The following is a 19,675-nucleotide window of genomic DNA, read 5'->3' as shown; positions in this document are numbered from 1 at the left end:
TCCTCCGCCCGCCCCGGCTCCTCCGCCCGCCCCGGCTCCTCCGCCCGCCCCGGCTCCTCCGCCCGCCCCGGCTTCTCCGTCGGCCCCGTCTCGGGCTCCGGCTCCTTGCCGGGCTCCGGCTTCTCCGGCAGCTCCGCCGCCAGGGCGGCGGCGCTTCGCACGAGCGGCAGCGCCAGCAGCGCGCCGACGCCCTCGCCGACCTTCACCCCCTGCCGCAGCAACGGCTCCAGGGCCATCCGGTCCAGCGCCTTCGCCTGCCCCGGTTCCCCGCTGTCGTGCCCGGCCAGCCACCAGTCCGGCGCCCGGAACGCGACCCGCTGGGCGACCAGCGCGCACGCGGCGGCCACGACCCCGTCGAGCAGCACCGGCACCTTCCGTACCGCGCACTGCAGCAGGAACCCGGTCATCGCCGCCAGGTCCGCCCCGCCCACGGCCGCCAGCAGCTGCAGCTGGTCCCCGAGCACCGGCCGCGCCCGGCGCAGCGCGTCCCGGACCGCCGCACACTTGCGCATCCAGGCCAGGTCGTCGATCGCGAGCCCGCCGCGCCCGGTCACCACGGACGCGTCGGTGCCGCACAGCGCGGCGATCAGCACCGCCGCCGGGGTCGTCCCGCCCACGCTGACATCGCCGAGCACGACGAGATCGGTCCCCGAGTCGGCCTCCTCGTCGGCGATCGCGACACCGGCCCGCAGGGCGGCCTCGGCCTCGTCCGCGGTGAGCGCGTCCTCGACGTCGATACGGCCGCTGCCCCGCCGTACCCGGTGTCGCACCACGTCCTTCGGGAACGCGTCCGGCGCGCAGTCCAGGGCCATGTCCACGACCCGTACGGGCACCTCCAGCCGGCGCGCGAGCACGGCCACCGGGCTCGCGCCCTCCAGCACCGCCCGCACCAGCTGCTCCGCGCCGCCCGCGGGCCGCGCCGAGACGCCCAGCTCCGCGATGCCGTGGTCACCGGCGAACAGCACCACACGCGGCCGGTCCACGGGTCGTACCGGCACCTCGCCGCGCGCGGCGGCCAGCCACTCGCCCAGCTCGTCCAGGCGGCCCAGCGCCCCGGGCGGCACGATCTGGCGCTCACGCCGGGCTTCGGCGTCACGGCGCACGCCCCCGTCCGGGCGCTCGATCAGATCGGTGAAGTCGTCCAGATTAAGGCTGCTCATTCGCCGAACAGTACCGCTCGTGAGCGAACACCCCGGCGCCACATCGCCACCACACACCCACGACGTCTTTGCACCTCAGACCGGTATCCCATACGTTCCGCTTTGCCGCGGAATGTCGCACAGGGAGCCGCCCATGCCGACCTCGCCCCTCACCCCGCAGATCACCACCCCCCACGACCCCTTCCAGGAGCCGCGCCGCGAGGACTGCCCCTGGTGCGGCTCCCGGAGCCTGCGCACCCGGCTGCGCGCGCCCGACCCGCTGCGCCACCGGCCGGGCACGTTCGCCGTCGACCAGTGCGGCGACTGCGCCCACGCCTTCCAGAACCCCCGGCTCACCGCGGAAGGGTTCGCCTTCTTCCACCGGGACTTCTACGAACGGCAGCTGGAGGAGTTCACCGCGCGCGTCCTGTCCCCCGAAGCGGTCCGGCGCCGCCACCGCGCCACCGCGTGGCGGCTGTCCGCGCTGCGCGAACCGGAGAGCTGGCTGGACGTCGGCACGGGGCACGCCCGCTTCCCCGAGGCGGCCAAGGAGTTCTTCCCGTACACGAGTTTCGACGGGCTGGATCCGACGGCCAGGGTCGAGCAGGCCCTGCTGGAGGGCCGCGTGGAGGAGGCGCACCGCGGCTATCTGACGACCCCCGGCACCGTGGCCCGGCTGCGCGCCCGCTACGACGTCGTCACCATGTTCCACCATCTGCAGCACGCCCCCGACCCGCGCGCCGAACTCCGCGCCGCGCTGACCGTCCTGCGTCCCGGCGGCCACCTGGTCGTCGAGGTGCCCGACCCGCGCTGCGCGTTCGCCGCGCTGCTCGGCAGGTGGTGGCTCCCCTACGGCCAGCCGCGCCACCTCCACCTGGTGCCGCGGGCCAACCTGTGCGCGGAACTCCAATACCTGGGCTGCACGGTCCTGGTCACGGACCGCAGTACCGCGCACATCCCCTACGACCTGTCAGCCGCCCTCTCCCTGGCCCTGGTCCACACCCACCCGGTGGTCCAGCTGGCGGCGACACCCGCGCTGGACCTGGCCGCCGCCCTGGACCGCCTGCTGGCACCCCTGCTGCGCCGTACGCCGTTCTCCAACGCGTACCGGGTCGTGGCCCGCAAGGAGGCCCGCAAGGAGGCCCGTACGGAGGCCGGTACGGAGGCCCGCTGACCGCGGCCTCACCCCCTGAGCACCAGCGCCTGCCCGGCCACCACCAGCAGCACCTGCTCGCACTGGTCCGCGAACATCGCGTTCAGACGGCCCAGTTCGTCCCGGTAGCGGCGGCCGGAGGCGGTGGCCGGGACGATCCCCGACCCCACCTCGTTGGACACGGCCACCACGGTCCGCCGGGTGCGGCGCACCGCCCGCGTCAGCTCCCGCACCCGCTCCCGCAACGCCTGCTCGCCGCCACCCGCCCACTCCGCGTCGTCCCACGCCCCGACGGAGTCCATCACGTCCGTCAGCCACAGCGAGAGACAGTCGATCAGCAGCGGCGGCCCCTCCTCGGCCAGCAGCGGCACCAGATCCGTCGTCTCCGTCGTACGCCACGACCCCGGCCGCCGCTCCCGGTGCGCCTCCACCCGGGCCGCCCACTCGCCGTCCCCGCCGCGCGTGCCGCCCGTCGCCACGTACAGCACGCCCGGGAACGTCGCCAGCCGCCGCTCCGCCTCCACCGACTTGCCCGAGCGCGCCCCGCCCAGCACCAGCGTCCGGCGGGGTACGTCCGGCACCTCCTCGTACGCCCCCACCATGAGGGTCGTACCGTCCGGTACCGCCCGCGCCCCGGCCGCCGCGAGCCGGCGCCGCAACTCCGGGCCGGGCGGCACGTCGTGGCCGAGATGGACGGCGAGGACGTCCGTCGCGGGCCCCACCGAGCCGACCGCGCGCAGCCGGGCGAGCGCGTCGGGGCGCCCCACGACGTCCGCCAGGACCATGTCGTACGACTCCGCCGTCGCCTCCTCCAGGCCGGCCGGCGCCCCGCCCGGCGGCAGATACAGCAGCCGCTGCCCGTCCGGCCCGGTCACCGCGTACCCGGTGCCGCCCGCGTCCATCGCCACCGCCCGCACCCGATGCCCCGTGAGCAGCGCCAACTCCCGTCCGTCCGGCACCCGTCCGGGCTGCGGCAGCCCGGCCGGCACCTCCACCGCCGGGCCGTCGTGCGGATGCGACAGCAGCACCTGCCGTACCCCGCCCAGCGAATGCCCGGCGCGCGCCGCCGCGAACGCCGCGCCCGGTGTCAGGTCGAGCAGGAGTGCGCCGTCCACGAGCACCGCGGTCGCGGCCCGTGCGTCCGGCCCGAGCGCGGTCGCGCAGGCGGCACAGGAGCAGTCGGGGTGCGGCAGGCCCGCGGGGGAACCGGTACCGAGCAGAGTGATTTCCACGGACCGATTTTCGCCTGTCCCAGCAGGTCTTGCGCTTCCGGCTAGGCTGCCGACAGGTGTCGCATCGAAGGAGGCCCACATGACGGCATGGACGTGGCGGTTCGAGAAGGCCGACGGCACGGAGGTCCAGCCCGCCGTGCAGCCCGAGGAGTTCACCACGCAGGGGGACGCCGAGTCCTGGGTCGGTGAGCACTGGAAGGCGCTGCGGGAGGGCGGGGCCGACCAGGTGCGGCTGTTCGAGGAGAGCAGCGAGATCTACGGGCCGATGAGCCTGCACGCCGAGGCGTGACCCGAGGGGCGGCGGGTGAGGAGGGCCTTCCTCCTCACTGCTCGCCCAGCGTCACCTCGGCCGTCTCCTCGGAGCCGTCGCGCACGTACCGCACCGGCGTCCGTGCGCCCGGCCGGGCCGCCGCCAGTGCCTCGGCGAGCGAGGTGATGGTGGTGACGGGCCGGCCGCCCAGCCTGGTGATGATGTCGCCGGGGCGCAGGCCCGCCCGGTCGGCCGCGCCGCCGCCGCGGACGCTGACCACCGCCACCCCGGCCGGCCGGTAGCTGTCGTCCACGACCGTCCGCGCGGTGATGTCGAGGGCCGCCCGCCCGGAGTCGACGACCTTGCCGTTCCTGATGATCTGGCCGGCGACCGTCCGCACCATCGACACCGGGATCGCGAACCCGATGCCGGGCGCCGCGCTCCCGAGGCCCGGGTCGGCCGCGGCGAGCGTCGGGATGCCGACCACCTGTCCGTCGAGGTTGACCAGGGCGCCGCCGCTGTTGCCCGGGTTGATCGCGGCCGACGTCTGCACCATGTTCGCGATCGTCGCGCCCGTACCGCCGCCCTCGCTGCCCTCGCTGACGGTCCGTCCGGTCGCCGAGACGATGCCCTCGGTCACGCTGGACGACAGCCCGAGCGGGGACCCCATGGCCAGCACGATGTGCCCGACCTCCACCTTCTCGGAGTTCCCGAACGCCGCCGGCTTCAGCCCGTCCGGCACCCTGTCCAGCTTGATCACGGCGAGGTCCTGCTCGGGGTAGGAGTAGACCAGGCTCGCGGTGAGCGGATCCTCGTCGTTGGCCGTGGTCACCTGGAAGGTCTTCTCCGTGCCGACCACGTGCGCGTTGGTGACGATGTGCCCCCTGTCGTCGTACACCACCCCGGAGCCCAGGTCGTGGCTCGCCTGGATCTGCACGACCGACGGCAGTACCTCCTTGATGACCCGCTGGTACTGCGCCTGCAGATCGCCCGCGGCCATCGCCGCGCCCGCCCGCGTGGTCGCCGGGGCGTCGCGCCCCGCCTGGGCGGAGGGGCCGGAGCAGCCCGCGGCGAGGACCGCGCAGCACACCAGCGCGGCGGCGGAGACGGTCGCCCGGAGGGCGTACGCGCGGGTACGGGAGGAGCTGACGTCCATGCCCCGAGTCTCACCGTGCCGTGATCACCCGGCCCGCCCTGTTGCCCCGAACGGGCTCAGCCCCGTACCCCGCACAGATGCAGCAGCGCCGCCACCCCGCGGTAGGGGTCCGTGCGCCCGGCCCGTTCCTCGGCGGCGAGCAGCGTCTCCAGGTCGTCCGGTATCGGCGCGTCGTCCGCCGCGGTGTCCGTGAACACCCGCACGCCGTACCAGGCGTGCAGCGGGGCGGCGATGCCGTCGAGGGTGGCGGCGAGAGCCGTGAGCCGGTCGGCCCGTACGTCCAGGCCGAGGCGGTTGGTGTAGGTCGTGGTGTCGAAGGCGGACAGGGCGCCCGCCCAGTCCCCGGACAGCCCGGGGCGCATGGCGAGCGCGTCGCCGTTGCGGACGAGGAGGGAGAGGAGACCACCGGGGGCCAGCACCCGGGCCAGGCCCGCAACCAGCGGGTCGGGCTCCTCGACGTACATCAGCACGCCGTGGCACAGCACCACGTCGAAGCTGCCCGGCAGGAAGTGCACACCGGTGTCCCGCCCGTCGCCCTGCACCAGGCGCACCCGCTCCCGGATGCCCTCCGGCTCCCGGGCCACGGCCTCGCGGGCCGCGGCGATCATCGTCGTGTCCTGCTCGACCCCGGTCACCTGGTGGCCGAGCCGGGCCAGCCGCAGCGCCTGCGTGCCCTGGCCCATGCCCACGTCGAGCACCCGAAGCCGCTGCCCGACCGGGAACCGCCCGGATATCTGCTCGTCCAGCTGCCGGGCCACCAGCTCCTGGCGTACGACATCGCGCAGGCCGCCCAGCCCGTGCAGCCAGGCGTCGGCCGCACCCCGGGTGAAAGCGTCAGCGCTCAGGGCCGCTCTCCGCGCTTGACCTGCGGCTTGGGCAGCCGGAGCCGGCGCATCTGCAGCGACCGCATCAGGGCGTAGGCGACCGCGCCGCGCGTGTTCTCGTTCGGGAAGCGCTCCTTGAGCCGCTTCTTCAGCCGGAAGCCGCTGACGCCCGCGTCCAGCACGATCAGCACGATCACGATCAGCCACAGCAGCAGCGCGATGCTCTGGATCGCCGGCACCCGCACCACGCTCAGCACGAGGATCACGACGGCGAGCGGCAGGAAGAACTCGGCCACGTTGAACCGCGAGTCCGTCCAGTTCCTGGCGAACTTGCGGACCGGGCCCTTGTCCCGGGCCGGGAGGTAGCGCTCGTCGCCGCTGGCCAGCGCCTGGCGCTGTCGCTCCAGGGCCTGCCGCCGCTCCTCGCGCTGGCGCTTCGAGGCCTCCTTGCGGTTCGTGGGGGTGCTGGCGACGCTGCGGCGCTGGGACTGGGCCTCACTGCGCTTGGGCGTGGGCCGTCCCTTGGGGGCCTGCGGGTCACGGGTCTGCTTGGAGAGGGTCACCTGCGCCTTGTCGGCGGTCGGGGCCTTCTCTTCCTTGGCACGGCTACGGAACACAAAACCCAAGGGTACGGGCTGCACCCGCATGGACCCCAGCCCGGTCGGGAACGATCCGGCAACACCGGACGTCTCCAGGGGACAGAAGGGGGCACACACAGACTCCGGTGGGATCACCTACTCCTCACGCCGGAGCGGTACGGACCGCAGTCGTCCTCGGGGATGAGCGCATCACCCCGCGAACAGTGCGGTAATGGAGACAGGGCCCGTACTGTGGGTCCTGTCGCAGGATCTGTGAGCCGGAGTCCGTCAGAAGGGGGCGCGCGAAGCCCATGAGCGGTGTCATGAAGCGTATGGGGATGATCTTCCGCGCGAAGGCGAACAAGGCCCTTGACCGGGCCGAGGACCCGCGCGAGACCCTCGATTACTCCTACCAGAAGCAGCTGGAGCTGCTGCAGAAGGTGCGGCGCGGTGTCGCCGACGTGGCGACCAGCCGCAAGCGCCTGGAACTCCAGCTCAACCAGCTGCAGCAGCAGTCCACCAAGCTGGAGGACCAGGGCCGCAAGGCGCTCGCGCTCGGCCGCGAGGACCTCGCCCGCGAGGCGCTGTCCCGCCGCGCCGCCCTCCAGCAGCAGGTCACCGACCTGGAGACGCAGCACGCGACCCTGCAGGGTGAGGAGGAGAAGCTCACCCTCGCGGCCCAGCGCCTCCAGGCCAAGGTGGACGCCTTCCGCACGAAGAAGGAGACCATCAAGGCCACCTACACCGCCGCCCAGGCCCAGACCCGCATCGGCGAGGCGTTCTCCGGCATCTCGGAGGAGATGGGCGACGTCGGCCTCGCCATCCAGCGCGCCGAGGACAAGACCGCCCAGCTCCAGGCCCGGGCCGGCGCCATCGACGAGCTGCTCGCCTCCGGTGCCCTGGACGACCAGTCCGGCATGGCCAAGGACGACATCCAGGCCGAGCTGGACCGGCTCAGCGGTGGTACGGATGTAGAGCTGGAACTGCAGCGCATGAAGGCCGAGCTGGCCGGGGGCTCCCCGCAGCAGGCCATCGAGGGCGGCACCGGCCAGGGGCAGTCCCAGCAGCAGCCGCAGGACACCCCGCGCTTCGACAAGCAGTAGCCCGGCGCCGGGGCCCGAGCCGAGGAGGCCGACGTGATCGTACGGATCATGGGGGAGGGCCAGGTGAGGCTGGACGACGCCCACCTCGCCGAGCTGAACAAGCTGGACGACGAGCTGCTGGCCGAGGTGGAGAGCGGTGACGGCGCGGGCTTCCGCCGCACGCTCACCGCTCTCCTGGACGCCGTCCGCCGGCTCGGCACTCCGCTGCCGGACGACGCCCTGGAACCCTCCGGGCTGATCCTGCCGTCGCCCGACGCGACCCTGGAGGAGGTCCGGGAACTGCTCAGCGACGAGGGGCTGATCCCGGGCTGAGCCCTCCGCCGGTCAGCCCGGGGTGAACCAGCTGTTGTCCTCTGCCGCCGGGCGCCGGTGAGTGGTCCGGGCTGTGGCCGCTCCCGTGCGCGGGGGCACGTGGCTGACCGGTGTGCGAACGGCGCCGTACTGTTCCTCCGTGAGCACTCTCGAACGTGCCCGGTGCGGCCTCAGCGCCCACCCGCTGGCGCTGGACGCGGCCATCGCGGCGGGCGTGCTGTTCTGCATGGTCGTGGGGTCCTTCGTCGTGCCCCGCGGCGAGCACGGCGTGACCTGGGGCGTCCGCACCCCCGCCGCCCTCAGCCTCCTCCTCATGCTGATCGGCGCGGCGGCGCTCGTCCTGCGCCGGCGCCGGCCCCGCGCGGTCCTGGCCGTCACCGGCACGGTCTCGGTGGTGGAGCTGGTCACCGGCGACCCGCGCGCCCCGGTCGCCATGTCCGCCGTCGTCGCCCTGTACACCGTCGCCGCCACCACCGACCGGCGCACCACCTGGCGGTTCGGCCTGCTCACCATGACCGGGCTGACGGCCGCCGCCATGCTCGCCGGTCCGCTGCCCTGGTACGCCCAGGAGAACCTCGGCGTCCTCGCCTGGACCGGCATCGGCGCCACCGCGGGTGACGCCGTGCGCAGCAGGCGCGCGGTCGTCCAGGCCATCAGGGACCGCGCGGAGCGCGCCGAACGCACCCGCGAGGAGGAGGCCCGCCGCCGGGTCGCCGAGGAGCGGCTGCGCATCGCCCGCGATCTGCACGACGTCGTCGCCCATCACATCGCCCTGGTGAACGTGCAGGCCGGCGTCGCCGCCCACATCATGGACAAGCGGCCCGACCAGGCCAAGGAGGCCCTCGCGCACGTCCGTGAGGCCAGCCGCAGCGCGCTGAACGAGCTGCGTGCCACGGTCGGCCTGCTCCGCCAGTCCGGCGACCCCGAGGCCCCCACCGAGCCGGCCCCCGGCCTGAGCCGCCTGGAGGAGCTGGCCGACACCTTCCGCAGCGCCGGTCTGCCGGTGGCCGTCGCCTGGGCCGACCAGGGCGGCGAACTCCCGGCCGCCGTCGATCTGGCCGCCTACCGGATCGTCCAGGAGGCCCTGACCAACGTGCGCAAGCACGCGGGATCCGAGGCCGAGGCCGAGGTGAGCGTCGTACGCGCCGGACCGAACCTGGAGGTCACCGTCCTCGACGACGGCCCCGGAAAGCCGGGCTCGCCCGAGGACGGCGGCGGGCACGGGCTGCTCGGGATGCGCGAGCGGGTCACCGCGCTCGGCGGCACCCTGACCACCGGACCCCGCTACGGCGGCGGCTTCCGCGTCCATGCGATCCTGCCGGTCATGACGACGACGGTCCCGGGGGAGCCCGTATGACGATCCGTGTCCTGCTCGCCGACGACCAGGCACTGCTGCGCAGCGCGTTCCGGGTACTGGTCGACTCCGAGTCCGACATGGAGGTGGTGGGGGAGGCGTCCGACGGTGCGGAGGCGGTCCGGCTGGCCGGGGAGCACGTCCCCGACGTCGTCCTCATGGACATCCGGATGCCCGGCACCGACGGTCTCGCCGCCACCCGGCTGATCAGCGCCGACCCGGCCCTCGCACAGGTCCGCGTGGTCATCCTGACCACCTTCGAGGTGGACGACTACGTCGTCCAGGCGCTGCGTGCCGGTGCCTCCGGCTTCCTCGGCAAGGGCAGCGAGCCGGAGGAACTGCTGAACGCCATCCGGGTCGCGGCGGGCGGTGAGGCACTGCTGTCTCCCACCGCCACCAAGGGCCTGATCGCCCGCTTCCTGGCCCGGGGCGACGACGACCGCCTCGACCCCGCCGGCGCCGAGCGGCTCGGCGCGCTCACCGGCAGGGAGCGGGAGGTCCTCGTCCAGGTCGCCGGCGGCCACTCCAACGACGAGATCGCCGAGCGCCTGGCGGTCAGCCCGCTGACGGTGAAGACGCACGTCAACCGGGCCATGGCCAAGCTGGGCGCGCGGGACCGGGCGCAGCTCGTCGTGATCGCGTACGAGTCGGGGCTGGTACGTCCGAGGATGGAGTGATCTCCACCCGCGTGTACTGCGCGGGGAGTAGGGGCCGGATAAGGAACTGGACCTGGGGCCTACGGACCGGCCGTCCGGCATGGCCCAGGGTGGTGAGGTGGGCGCTCACCGGCGTCCCCGCCGCTTCTGCCGCTCCCAGAAGAGAGACCCTCATCCATGTCCTGGCTGTCGAGATTCAGCCTCCGGCAACGGGCCCTCGTCGGCCTGATGTCGCTCATCGCGCTCGTCTTCGGGCTGATCGCGATACCCCAGATCAAGCAGCAGCTGCTGCCCACCATCAACCTGCCCATGGTGTCGGTGATCGCGCCGTACCAGGGCGCCTCGCCCGACGTGGTCGAGAAGCAGGTCGTCGAGCCGATCGAGGACAACCTCCAGGCCGTCGACGGTGTCACCGGGGTGACCTCCACCGCCAGTGAGGGCAACGCCGTGATCATGGCGTCCTTCGACTACGACAACGACACCAAGCGGATCGTCTCCGACGTCCAGCAGGCCGTGAACCGGGCCCGCAACCGGCTCCCGGACGACGTCGACCCGCAGGTCGTCTCCGGCTCCACGGACGACATGCCCACGGTCGTCCTCGCCGTCACCTCCGACAAGGACCAGCAGGCCCTCGCCGACCAGCTCGACACGACGGTCGTGCCGGCCCTGAAGGGCATCGGCGGCGTCGGCCGCGTCCAGGTCATGGGCGTCCGTGACATCCAGGTCGCCGTCACCCCCGACGACGCGAAGCTCGCGCGGGCGGGTCTCACCCCGGCGGCGCTCGGCCAGGCCCTGCAGGCGGGCGGCGCGACCGTGCCGGCCGGCTCCTTCGACGAGGACGGCGCCAACCGCACCGTCCAGGTGGGCGGCGGTTTCACCTCGCTGCGGCAGATCCAGGACCTGATGGTCACCGGTGCGGACGGCAGGAAGCCCGTACGGCTCGGTGCCGTGGCCGCCGTCGAGGAGCGGCCGGCCCCGGCCGACTCCATCACCCGCACCGACGGCAGGCCCAGCCTCGCCGTCAACGTGACCATGGACCACGACGGCAGCGCGGTCTCCATCTCCGACGCGGTCAAGGACAAGCTGCCCGGTCTGCGCCAGGATCTCGGCAGGGGCGCGAAGCTCACGGTCGTCAGCGACCAGGGCCCGGCCGTGTCCAAGTCCATCAAGGGCCTCACCACGGAGGGCGCGCTCGGCCTGCTCTTCGCGGTCCTGGTGATCCTTCTCTTCCTCGCCTCGATCCGCTCCACGCTCGTCACGGCGGTCTCCATCCCGCTGTCCGTCGTGCTCGCGCTGATCGTGCTGTGGACCCGCGGCCTGTCGCTCAACATGCTCACGCTGGGCGCGCTGACCATCGCCATCGGCCGGGTCGTCGACGACTCGATCGTGGTCCTGGAGAACATCAAGCGGCACCTCGGCTACGGCGAGGAACGCAAGGAGGCCATCCTCACCGCGGTGCGCGAGGTGGCCGGCGCGGTCACCTCCTCCACCCTCACCACGGTCGCCGTGTTCCTGCCGATCGGCCTGGTCGGCGGCATGGTGGGCGCCCTGTTCGGCTCGTTCAGCATCACGGTGACGGCCGCCCTGCTGGCCTCCCTGCTGGTCTCGCTGACGGTCGTACCGGTCCTGTCGTACTGGTTCCTGCGCGCCCCCAAGGGCACCCCCGAGGACGCGGCGGAGGCCCGCCGCGAGGCCGAGGAGAAGGAAGCGAACAGCCGCCTCCAGCGCGCCTACGTGCCCGTCCTGCGGTTCGCCACCCGGCGCCGCCTCACCAGCGTGCTGATCGCGATCGTCGTCCTCGTGGTCACGTTCGGCATGGGCGGCCTGCTGAAGACGAACTTCTTCGACCAGGGCGAGCAGGAGGTGCTCACCGTCAAGCAGAAGCTGAGGCCCGGCACCAGCCTGGCCGCCACCGACGCGCAGGCGAAGAAGGTCGAGAAGCTGCTGGCCTCCACCGACGGCGTGCGGGACTACCAGGTCACCGTCGGCTCCTCCGGCTTCATGGCGGCCTTCGGCGGCGGCACCGACACCAACCAGGCGTCGTACCAGGTGATGCTGGCGGACTCGGCGTCGTACGACGACGTCCAGCGGCACATCGAGGACGGCCTGAAGAAGCTGAAGGGCATCGGGACGACCACCGTGTCGGCCGGTGACGGCTTCGGCAGCCAGGACCTGAGCGTGGTGGTCAAGGCGTCCGACGCGAAGGTGCTGCGGACGGCCGCGGAGCAGGTCCGCTCCACGGTCGCCGGCCTCGACCACGTCACGGACGTCAGCAGCGACCTGGCGCAGAGCGTGCCGCGGATCTCGGTCCGGGCGAACGCCGGGGCGGCGGCGGCCGGCTTCGACAACCAGAAGCTGGGCGCCGCGGTGGCACAGGCCGTGCGCGGTACGACGGCGGCCAAGGCGGTCCTGGATGACACCGAGCGCGATGTCGTCGTGACCTCGGCCGACCCCGCGACCACGCCGGCCCAGCTCAGGAACCTGCGCCTCGGGCCGGTGAAGCTCGGTGACATCGCCACGGTGAAGCTGGTGGACGGCCCGGTGTCCATGACCCGTATCGACGGGCAGCGCGCGGCCACCGTCACCGCCAGGCCGACGGGTGACAACACCGGTGCGATCAGCGGAAAGCTCCAGTCGAAGATCAAGGCCCTGAAGCTCCCTGCGGGCGCCACGGCCGAGATCGGCGGGGTCAGCTCGGACCAGGACGACGCGTTCAAGAACCTGGGCCTGGCCATGCTGGCGGCCATCGCGATCGTCTTCATGCTGCTGGTCGCGACCTTCCGTTCGCTGGCCCAGCCGCTGATCCTGCTGGTCTCCGTCCCCTTCGCGGCGACGGGCGCGATCGGCCTGCTGGTCGCGACCGGAACCCCGATGGGCGTGCCCGCGATGATCGGCATGCTGATGCTGATCGGCATCGTGGTGACCAACGCGATCGTGCTGATCGACCTGATCAACCAGTACCGCGGACAGGGCTACGGCGTGGTGGAGGCCGTGATCGAGGGCGGCCGGCACCGGCTCCGGCCGATCCTGATGACGGCGCTGGCGACCATCTTCGCCCTGCTGCCGATGGCCCTGGGCGTCACCGGCGAGGGCGGCTTCATCGCCCAGCCCCTGGCCGTGGTCGTCATCGGCGGTCTGATCACCTCGACCCTGCTGACCCTGCTCCTCGTGCCCACGCTCTACGCGATGCTGGAGCTGCGCAAGGAGCGCCGGGCCCGGAAACGGGCGGCCAAGCGGGAGGGCGTCCAGCCGGAGACGCGCGAACCGGCGGGTGTCTGAACGCACCGGGACCCGGCGGGCGTCTGAACGCACCGGGACCCGGCGGGCGTCTGAACGCACCGGGACCCGGAGGGTGTCTCGACCGGCGGCGGCCCGGCGGGGTGTCGAACACACCGAGGCCCGGCCCCCTCACCAGGGGGCCGGGCCTCGGCCATGACCGGAGTGCTACGGCAGCGCCAGCATCCGCTCCAGCGCCAGCTTGGCGAACGCCTCCGTCTCCTTGTCGACCTCGATCCGGTTGACCAGGTTGCCCTCGGCCAGGGACTCCAGGGCCCAGACCAGGTGGGGCAGGTCGATGCGGTTCATGGTCGAGCAGAAGCAGACCGTCCTGTCGAGGAAGACGACCTCCTTGCCCTCGGGGGCGAAACGGTTCGCCAGGCGGCGGACCAGGTTCAGCTCGGTGCCGATGGCCCACTTGGAACCGGCCGGGGCGGCTTCGAGGGCCTTGATGATGTACTCGGTCGAGCCGACGTGGTCCGCGGCGGCCACCACCTCGTGCCGGCACTCGGGGTGCACCAGGACGTTCACGCCGGGGATGCGTGCGCGGACGTCGTTCACCGAGTCCAGGCTGAACCGGCCGTGGACCGAGCAGTGGCCGCGCCACAGGATCATCTTCGCGGCGCGCAGCTCGTCCGCCGTGAGGCCGCCGTTCGGCTTGTGCGGGTTGTAGACCACGCAGTCGTCCAGGGACATGCCCATGTCCCGGACGGCGGTGTTGCGGCCCAGGTGCTGGTCGGGCAGGAAGAGCACCTTCTCGCCCTGCTCGAAGGCCCAGTCCAGGGCCCGCTTGGCGTTGGAGGAGGTGCAGATGGTGCCGCCGTGTTTGCCGGTGAAGGCCTTGATGTCGGCGGAGGAGTTCATGTACGACACCGGCACGACCTGCCCGGCGACGCCCGCCTCGGTCAGCACGTCCCAGCACTCGGCGACCTGCTCGGCCGTCGCCATGTCGGCCATGGAGCAGCCGGCGGCGAGGTCGGGCAGGACGACCTTCTGGTCGTCGGACGTCAGGATGTCCGCGGACTCGGCCATGAAGTGCACACCGCAGAAGACGATGTACTCGGCCTCCGGGCGGGCGGCGGCGTCCCGGGCCAGCTTGAAGGAGTCGCCCGTGACGTCGGCGAACTGGATGACCTCGTCGCGCTGGTAGTGGTGGCCGAGCACGAAGACCTTGTCGCCGAGCTTCTCCTTGGCCGCGCGGGCGCGCGCCACCAGGTCGGGATCGGACGGCGACGGCAGGTCACCGGGGCACTCGACGCCCCGCTCGCTCTTCGGGTCGGCCTCACGGCCGAGCAGCAACAGGGCGAGCGGAGTCGGCTGCACGTCGAGCTCCGGGGTCTGGGCGGTGGTCACGACACGCACCCTTTCTACTTTTCGTCTAACTGACGCTATCTATCATAACCGCTTCACGTCACTTTGACGATGGCCATAACGTCCGTGTGACGTGAATCCCGCCGAGGGCCCTCCGCGGCTCGCTGTCCGCCCGACGGGGCATGTGCGAGCATGAGGAAGGAAGAAACAACGCGACAACGCGAATGCCCGGCCCGGAATGAATCCGCGGAAACGCCGGTTGCACTCGTCGGCAAGCAGTCTCCGTACAACCCGGGAGAGATGTAGATGTCCGTATCGGACGAGACCACCACCGTCACCGACGGCATCATCCTGACCGACGCCGCCGCGGCCAAGGTGAAGGCCCTGCTCGACCAGGAAGGCCGTGACGACCTCGCGCTGCGCGTCGCCGTCCAGCCCGGCGGCTGCTCCGGCCTGCGCTACCAGCTCTTCTTCGACGAGCGCTCGCTCGACGGCGACGTGGAGAAGGACTTCGGCGGGGTCAAGGTCGTCACGGACCGCATGAGCGCTCCGTACCTGGGCGGCGCCACCGTCGACTTCGTGGACACGATCGAGAAGCAGGGCTTCACGATCGACAACCCCAACGCGACCGGCTCCTGCGCCTGCGGCGACTCCTTCAGCTGACGGGCTCGGCCGGCGGACCGAGGTCCGACGGCCTGACGGTTTCGACGAAGGCGGCGGTCCCCTCCCCGGGGGCCGCCGCCTTCTGTCCGTCCGGGCGGGTCAGCGCGGCTGTGCCGACGCGTCCGGCCTGAGCGTGCCCGGCTCCGCCCTCCGCACCGCCCTGCCGTCCGATCCGACCACCGTCCGCCCGTCCAGCGGCGCGTCCAGCCGTACGGTCTTCACGTACTCCACGGCCATCAGTACGCACACCCTGTCCGGCCAGGGCGTCTCGGTGACCGTCACGGTCACCCGGTCGCCGCTCTCTTGTGCCCGCGCCCGGTAGTCGGCGCACACCCCGCCGAAGAAGCTCACGTTCAGGGTCCGCCCGTCGGCCGTGTAGGCGTCCACCCGCACGTCGCGGCTCTTGCCGGGGGCCCCGGAGGCCCGGGGCTCCGGGGGTGCGGACGACGAGGGTACGGGTGCTGAGGGTGCGGACGACGAGGGTGCGGACGACGAGCCCAGGTACTCCGGGTCCACCGCCGGATACGTCACCGTGAAATCGCCGCCCGACGCGGCCCCCCGCACCCGGAACAGCCAGGACGGCACCAGCGTCTGCCGCCCGGCGACGGAGTGCGCGGCCAGCCCGAACACCGCCCTGTCGACCGTGACCGTGTTCCCGGCCGGCCCCGGCGTCGCCTTCGGCGCTCCCGTGGACGCGCCGCACGGCTGCTCCAGCCGGTCCTTCAGCGGTACCGGGCTCGCGCACCCGCCGATCCCCATTCGGTGGCCGTCTCCCGCCGCCCTGTTCATCAGCGTCAGCGTCCTGGCCGCGTTCAGCACGGGATAGGTGTCGCCCTTCACCGGCGCGCCCAGCAGCCCGTACCCGCCGACCAGTTCGCCCTCGCGGCCCACGGTCAGGCCGGTCGTCCAGCCGTACGTGGGCAGCCCGCCCACCACCGGGTCGGCGTCGACCGCCCGCTGGGCCCCCAGGACCCGGCTCGCGTCGGTCTTCGCGCCCTCCAGTCCCGCCGCCCTCAGCACCGGTGCCGCCGCCCGCTCGGCCGCGGCCACGCTCACCGGGGCGCCGGCCGGGGCGCCCGGGTCGTGCGCGCAGACGGTCACCTTGCGGCAGTCGTCGGTGCCGGGCGCGTACCGGCTGTAGGTCCAGCTGCCCGGCGCGTCCCGGTTCACCAGCAGGCGCGGTCCGGAGCCGTCCTTGCCGCCGACCCGCCAGGTGCGCCCCTGGGCCACCGGCGTCCCGTCCATGCCGAGCGCCTTCGCCAGCCGGGCCACCTGCTCCCGGCCCACCCGGGCGCCCGGCTCGTACACCGCCGCCGAGCCGGGTCCGTCCGGCAGCTCGCCCCGCGCCACGTACCGGGCGCCGTAGGGGTCGGGCTCGCCCGGGGCGATCGCGCCGGTGCCCCCGTCCGGCCGGCCGTCCAGCACCAGCGGCGGGGGAGCGGCGCCCCCGCCGGACGCGGCCGGGCCGCCACCGCCGCCGCCCGTGCCGCTGCTCGCGGCGAGGACGGCACCGCCGCCGCCGACCAGCAGCACCGCGGCGGCCACGGACCCGACGACGACGGGTGACCGCCGCCGTACGGCCCGGCCGCCCGCGTCCGTGGCCGTACGCTCCTCGGATGCCTCCGGAACCTCCGCGTTCCCGGAGTTCTCAGGCCGCTCGGTGTTCACCGCATCGCTCCTCGCCGACTCGTGTCCCGCGCCCCCTGCGCGGGGACGCCGATGGGACGCGGGAGGGGGGCGCACGGTTCCCGGGAGCGCGCCCCGCGCGTCAGTCGCCGTAGTCCGACATCGCGTCCAGCAGCCGGGCCGACCGCGCCGGCACGCTCACCCCGTGGATGCGGGAGGGGGACACCGGCCGGGCCTCGGAGTGCGCCGGAGCCGCCCAGTGCGGAACCATCCGGGCGCAGTCGCCGCGCAGGGAGGCGAGGCCGCCGTCGGGCTCGGCCGGGGCGGAAGGGTTGGCCTCGAGGTTGGTCATGACCGAACCGTAGGCACGGTACGGGCTGCGAAGAAAGATCTACTATCGGGTAGTTTTGCCAGCTTCAGTGGCGGCTTCGGACCGGGTAGCGTGAACTGTCAATCCCGCCTCCCGCAGGAGAGTCCCCGTCGTGCGCATCGCAGTCACCGGCTCCATCGCCACCGACCACCTCATGACCTTCCCCGGCCGTTTCGCCGACCAGTTCGTCGCGGACCAGCTGCACACGGTTTCGCTCTCCTTCCTGGTCGACAACCTCGACGTCCGCCGCGGCGGCGTCGGCGCCAACATCGCCTTCGGCATGGGCCAGCTCGGCACCGGTCCGATCCTGGTCGGCGCCGCCGGCTCCGACTTCGACGAGTACCGGGCCTGGCTCGACCGGCACGGTGTGGACACCGAATCGGTCCGCATCTCCGAGACCCTGCACACGGCCCGCTTCGTGTGCACCACCGACGCCGACCACAACCAGATCGGCTCCTTCTACACGGGCGCGATGAGCGAGGCCCGCCTGATCGAGCTGAAGACCGTCGCCGACCGCGTGGGCGGCCTCGACCTGGTCCTCATCGGCGCCGACGACCCGGAGGCGATGCTCCGTCACACCGAGGAGTGCCGCTCCCGGCGGATCCCCTTCGCCGCCGACTTCTCCCAGCAGATCGCCCGGATGGAGGGCGAGGAGATCCGGATACTGCTGGACGGGGCGACCTACCTCTTCTCCAACGAGTACGAGAAGGGCCTGATCGAGACCAAGACCGGCTGGAGCGACGCCGAGATCCTGGCCAGGGTCGGCCACCGGGTCACCACCCTCGGTTCGCGGGGTGTGCGCATCGAGCGGAGCGGCGAGGACCCGATCGAGGTCGGCTGCCCGGAGGAGGAGCGCAAGGCCGACCCCACGGGTGTCGGCGACGCCTTCCGCGCCGGGTTCCTGTCCGGACTGGCCTGGGGCGTCTCGCTGGAGCGCGCCGCCCAGGTGGGCTGCATGCTGGCGACGCTCGTCATCGAGACCGTGGGCACGCAGGAGTACCAGCTGCGGCGGGGGCACTTCATGCAGCGGTTCACCAAGGCGTACGGGGACTCGGCCGCCGAAGAGGTGCAGACCCACCTCAGCTGAGGGCGCCGGCGGCCGTCCGGCCGCCCCCTGGGGCGCCCCTGCCGCGCCTCAGGACAGCCGTCGGACCAGATACGCCGTACCGCGCTCCGCCGGCTCCTCCCCGACGTACTCCTGCCCCCGCATTTCGCACCACGCCGGGATGTCCAGGCGGGCCGCCGCGTCGTCGGAGAGGACCCGGACGGTCCCGCCCACCGGCACGTCCCCGATGACCCTGGCCAGCTCGATGACCGGGATCGGGCAGCGCTTGCCGAGGGAGTCGACGAGGAGTTCCCCGACGTGCGCCCGGACGGCCGGCGCGGGCGCCCCCAGCTTCTCCCGGACGCCGGCCACGGCGCCCGGCAGCACCTCCAGGAACCGCTCCACGTCCGCCTCCGCCGTGCCCGGCGGCAGGGACACCCGTACGTTGCCCTCGCTCAGCACCCCCATCGCCTTCAGCACATGGCTGGGGGTCAGCGTGCTGCTCGTGCAGGAGGAGCCGGAGGAGACCGAGAAGCCCGCCCGGTCCAGCTCGTGCAGGAGCGCCTCGCCGTCGACGTAGAGGCAGGAGAAGGTGACGATCCCGGGCAGCCGGCGCCCGGGGTCGCCGACCACCTCCACGTCCGGCACCAGCTGCGGCACCCGGACCCGGATCCGCTCCGTCAGCTCCCGCAGGCGTACCGCCTCCTGGGCCGCCTCGGCCCGTACCGCGCGCAGCGAGGCCGCGGCCGCCACGATCGCCGGGATGTTCTCGAAACCGGGCGCCCGGCCCGACTCACGCTCGTCCACCGGCCCTTGGGCGGCGAACCGCACCCCCTTGCGTACGACGAGCAGCCCGACCCCGGGCGGGCCGCCCCACTTGTGCGCGCTGGCCGCCAGCAGCGACCAGTCGCCCTCGACCGGTCCCCAGCCCAGCGACTGCGCCGCGTCCACCAGCAGCGGCACCCCGGCCGCCCGGCACACCTCCGCCACCTCGGCCACCGGCTGCACGGTGCCCACCTCGTGGTTGGCCGACTGCAGGCACGCCAGGGCGGTGTCGGGGCGGAGCGCGGCCTCGTACGCCGGCGCGGTGACGGCTCCCGTCCGGCCGACGGCCACCTGGGTGACCGTTCCGCCGTCGGCCTCGAACGCCTCCGCCGAATGGAGTACGGAGGAGTGTTCGACCGACGACACGATCAGGTGGCGTCCGGCCCGGCGCCGGCCGGCCAACGCCCCCTGGATCCCGCTGTGTACGGCCCGGGTCCCCGACGGGGTGAACACCAGCTCGTCGGCCCGGCAGCCGACCGCCTCGGCAGCCGCCTCCCGCGCGGCGTCGAGCAGCAACCGCGCCTTGCGGCCCTCCCGGTAGAGCCGGGCGGGGTCGGCCCAGCCCTCGTCCAGGGAGGCCGACCACGCCTGACGGGCCACGGGGTGCAGAGGGGCGGCGGAAGCGGCGTCGAAGTAGGGCACAGGGCTACGTTAAAGCTTCTGCACGCGGTCGGGAGCGGGGGAACCGCGCGGCCCGCCACGGGCGGCGCGCGGCCCCAAACACACCGAATCCACCCGAGCTGCTGGGCGCTTTCGGGTGACCCGTAGCGCGTATGCCCCCCTCCCCGCGAACCCCCCGAGA

The 19,675-nt window shown here is 73.2% G+C and carries 18 protein-coding genes; 9 read left to right on the top strand and 9 right to left on the bottom strand.

The window, feature by feature from the left end:
* The coding region (cobT, locus tag AB0B40_RS25135) for a nicotinate-nucleotide--dimethylbenzimidazole phosphoribosyltransferase (RefSeq protein WP_362265674.1) at positions 1-1,160 on the bottom strand (1,160 nt) is incomplete at its 3' end.
* Positions 1,161-1,293: 133 nt separating this feature from the next.
* On the opposite strand from cobT, the gene AB0B40_RS25130 reads away from it, so the two are divergent.
* Positions 1,294-2,313, top strand: coding sequence for a class I SAM-dependent methyltransferase (locus AB0B40_RS25130; protein WP_362265672.1), 1,020 nt, complete (start codon positions 1,294-1,296; stop codon positions 2,311-2,313).
* Between the two features lie 8 nt (positions 2,314-2,321).
* Here the strand turns inward: AB0B40_RS25130 and AB0B40_RS25125 are convergent, their stop codons facing one another.
* Positions 2,322-3,524, bottom strand: coding sequence for a bifunctional adenosylcobinamide kinase/adenosylcobinamide-phosphate guanylyltransferase (locus tag AB0B40_RS25125; protein WP_345060794.1), 1,203 nt, complete (start codon positions 3,522-3,524; stop codon positions 2,322-2,324).
* A 79-nt stretch (positions 3,525-3,603) separates the two neighbouring features.
* On the opposite strand from AB0B40_RS25125, the gene AB0B40_RS25120 reads away from it, so the two are divergent.
* Complete coding sequence (locus AB0B40_RS25120; RefSeq protein ID WP_362265670.1) at positions 3,604-3,813, top strand: hypothetical protein; 210 nt, start codon at positions 3,604-3,606, stop codon at positions 3,811-3,813.
* Between the two features lie 34 nt (positions 3,814-3,847).
* On the opposite strand, the gene AB0B40_RS25115 is transcribed toward AB0B40_RS25120, so the two are convergent.
* The 3 genes from AB0B40_RS25115 to AB0B40_RS25105 all read right to left on the bottom strand — a co-directional run bounded on the left by AB0B40_RS25115 (position 3,848) and on the right by AB0B40_RS25105 (position 6,401).
* Positions 3,848-4,930, bottom strand: coding sequence for a trypsin-like peptidase domain-containing protein (locus tag AB0B40_RS25115; protein WP_362265669.1), 1,083 nt, complete (start codon positions 4,928-4,930; stop codon positions 3,848-3,850).
* A gap of 56 nt (positions 4,931-4,986) precedes the next feature.
* On the bottom strand, positions 4,987-5,688 hold the full coding sequence (locus tag AB0B40_RS25110) for a methyltransferase domain-containing protein (RefSeq protein ID WP_345060800.1): 702 nt from the start codon (positions 5,686-5,688) through the stop codon (positions 4,987-4,989).
* Positions 5,689-5,771: 83 nt separating this feature from the next.
* A complete protein-coding gene (locus AB0B40_RS25105; protein ID WP_345060802.1) occupies positions 5,772-6,401 on the bottom strand; it encodes a DUF3043 domain-containing protein in 630 nt (209 codons plus the stop codon).
* 242 nt (positions 6,402-6,643) lie between these two features.
* Between AB0B40_RS25105 and AB0B40_RS25100 the strand changes: the two genes are divergently transcribed.
* The 5 genes from AB0B40_RS25100 to AB0B40_RS25080 all read left to right on the top strand — a co-directional run bounded on the left by AB0B40_RS25100 (position 6,644) and on the right by AB0B40_RS25080 (position 13,036).
* A complete protein-coding gene (locus AB0B40_RS25100) occupies positions 6,644-7,435 on the top strand; it encodes a PspA/IM30 family protein (protein ID WP_362265666.1) in 792 nt (263 codons plus the stop codon).
* A gap of 33 nt (positions 7,436-7,468) precedes the next feature.
* Positions 7,469-7,747 carry a hypothetical protein gene (locus tag AB0B40_RS25095; RefSeq protein WP_345060806.1) on the top strand — a complete coding sequence of 93 codons (279 nt, stop codon included), beginning with the start codon at positions 7,469-7,471 and terminating at the stop codon, positions 7,745-7,747.
* A 139-nt stretch (positions 7,748-7,886) separates the two neighbouring features.
* Positions 7,887-9,104 (top strand): sensor histidine kinase, encoded by a 1,218-nt coding sequence (locus tag AB0B40_RS25090; protein WP_362265664.1) that lies wholly within the window; start codon positions 7,887-7,889, stop codon positions 9,102-9,104.
* Positions 9,101-9,778 carry a response regulator transcription factor gene (locus tag AB0B40_RS25085; RefSeq protein ID WP_345060810.1) on the top strand — a complete coding sequence of 226 codons (678 nt, stop codon included), beginning with the start codon at positions 9,101-9,103 and terminating at the stop codon, positions 9,776-9,778. Before AB0B40_RS25090 ends, AB0B40_RS25085 begins: the two co-directional genes overlap by 4 nt.
* A 156-nt stretch (positions 9,779-9,934) precedes the next feature.
* On the top strand, positions 9,935-13,036 hold the full coding sequence (locus AB0B40_RS25080) for an efflux RND transporter permease subunit (protein ID WP_362265662.1): 3,102 nt from the start codon (positions 9,935-9,937) through the stop codon (positions 13,034-13,036).
* A gap of 165 nt (positions 13,037-13,201) precedes the next feature.
* On the opposite strand, the gene nadA is transcribed toward AB0B40_RS25080, so the two are convergent.
* Entirely contained in the window at positions 13,202-14,386 is a 1,185-nt protein-coding gene (nadA, locus tag AB0B40_RS25075; RefSeq protein ID WP_345060814.1) for a quinolinate synthase NadA, read from the bottom strand.
* Between the two features lie 264 nt (positions 14,387-14,650).
* Here nadA and AB0B40_RS25070 point away from each other — a divergent pair, with 264 nt between their 5' ends.
* Complete coding sequence (locus AB0B40_RS25070) at positions 14,651-15,007, top strand: iron-sulfur cluster assembly accessory protein (protein WP_023551351.1); 357 nt, start codon at positions 14,651-14,653, stop codon at positions 15,005-15,007.
* A 99-nt stretch (positions 15,008-15,106) separates the two neighbouring features.
* Here the strand turns inward: AB0B40_RS25070 and AB0B40_RS25065 are convergent, their stop codons facing one another.
* Positions 15,107-16,675, bottom strand: coding sequence for a hypothetical protein (locus AB0B40_RS25065; RefSeq protein ID WP_362265658.1), 1,569 nt, complete (start codon positions 16,673-16,675; stop codon positions 15,107-15,109).
* 100 nt (positions 16,676-16,775) lie between these two features.
* Positions 16,776-16,985, bottom strand: a complete 210-nt coding sequence (locus AB0B40_RS25060; protein WP_345050244.1) for a hypothetical protein — start codon at positions 16,983-16,985, stop codon at positions 16,776-16,778.
* 130 nt (positions 16,986-17,115) lie between these two features.
* Here AB0B40_RS25060 and AB0B40_RS25055 point away from each other — a divergent pair, with 130 nt between their 5' ends.
* Complete coding sequence (locus tag AB0B40_RS25055) at positions 17,116-18,090, top strand: carbohydrate kinase family protein (RefSeq protein WP_345050248.1); 975 nt, start codon at positions 17,116-17,118, stop codon at positions 18,088-18,090.
* 48 nt (positions 18,091-18,138) lie between these two features.
* On the opposite strand, the gene AB0B40_RS25050 is transcribed toward AB0B40_RS25055, so the two are convergent.
* Positions 18,139-19,515: an aminotransferase class V-fold PLP-dependent enzyme gene (locus AB0B40_RS25050; RefSeq protein WP_362265656.1), complete on the bottom strand. Its 1,377-nt coding sequence runs from the start codon at positions 19,513-19,515 to the stop codon at positions 18,139-18,141.
* Positions 19,516-19,675 lie beyond the last annotated feature (160 nt).

It is taken from the genome of Streptomyces sp. NPDC042638 (assembly GCF_040647235.1).
Taxonomy (GTDB): Bacteria; Actinomycetota; Actinomycetes; order Streptomycetales; family Streptomycetaceae; genus Streptomyces; species Streptomyces rameus.
The sequence above is the reverse complement of the archived record's forward strand: the minus strand, read 5'-3'. Positions and strand labels throughout refer to the sequence as shown.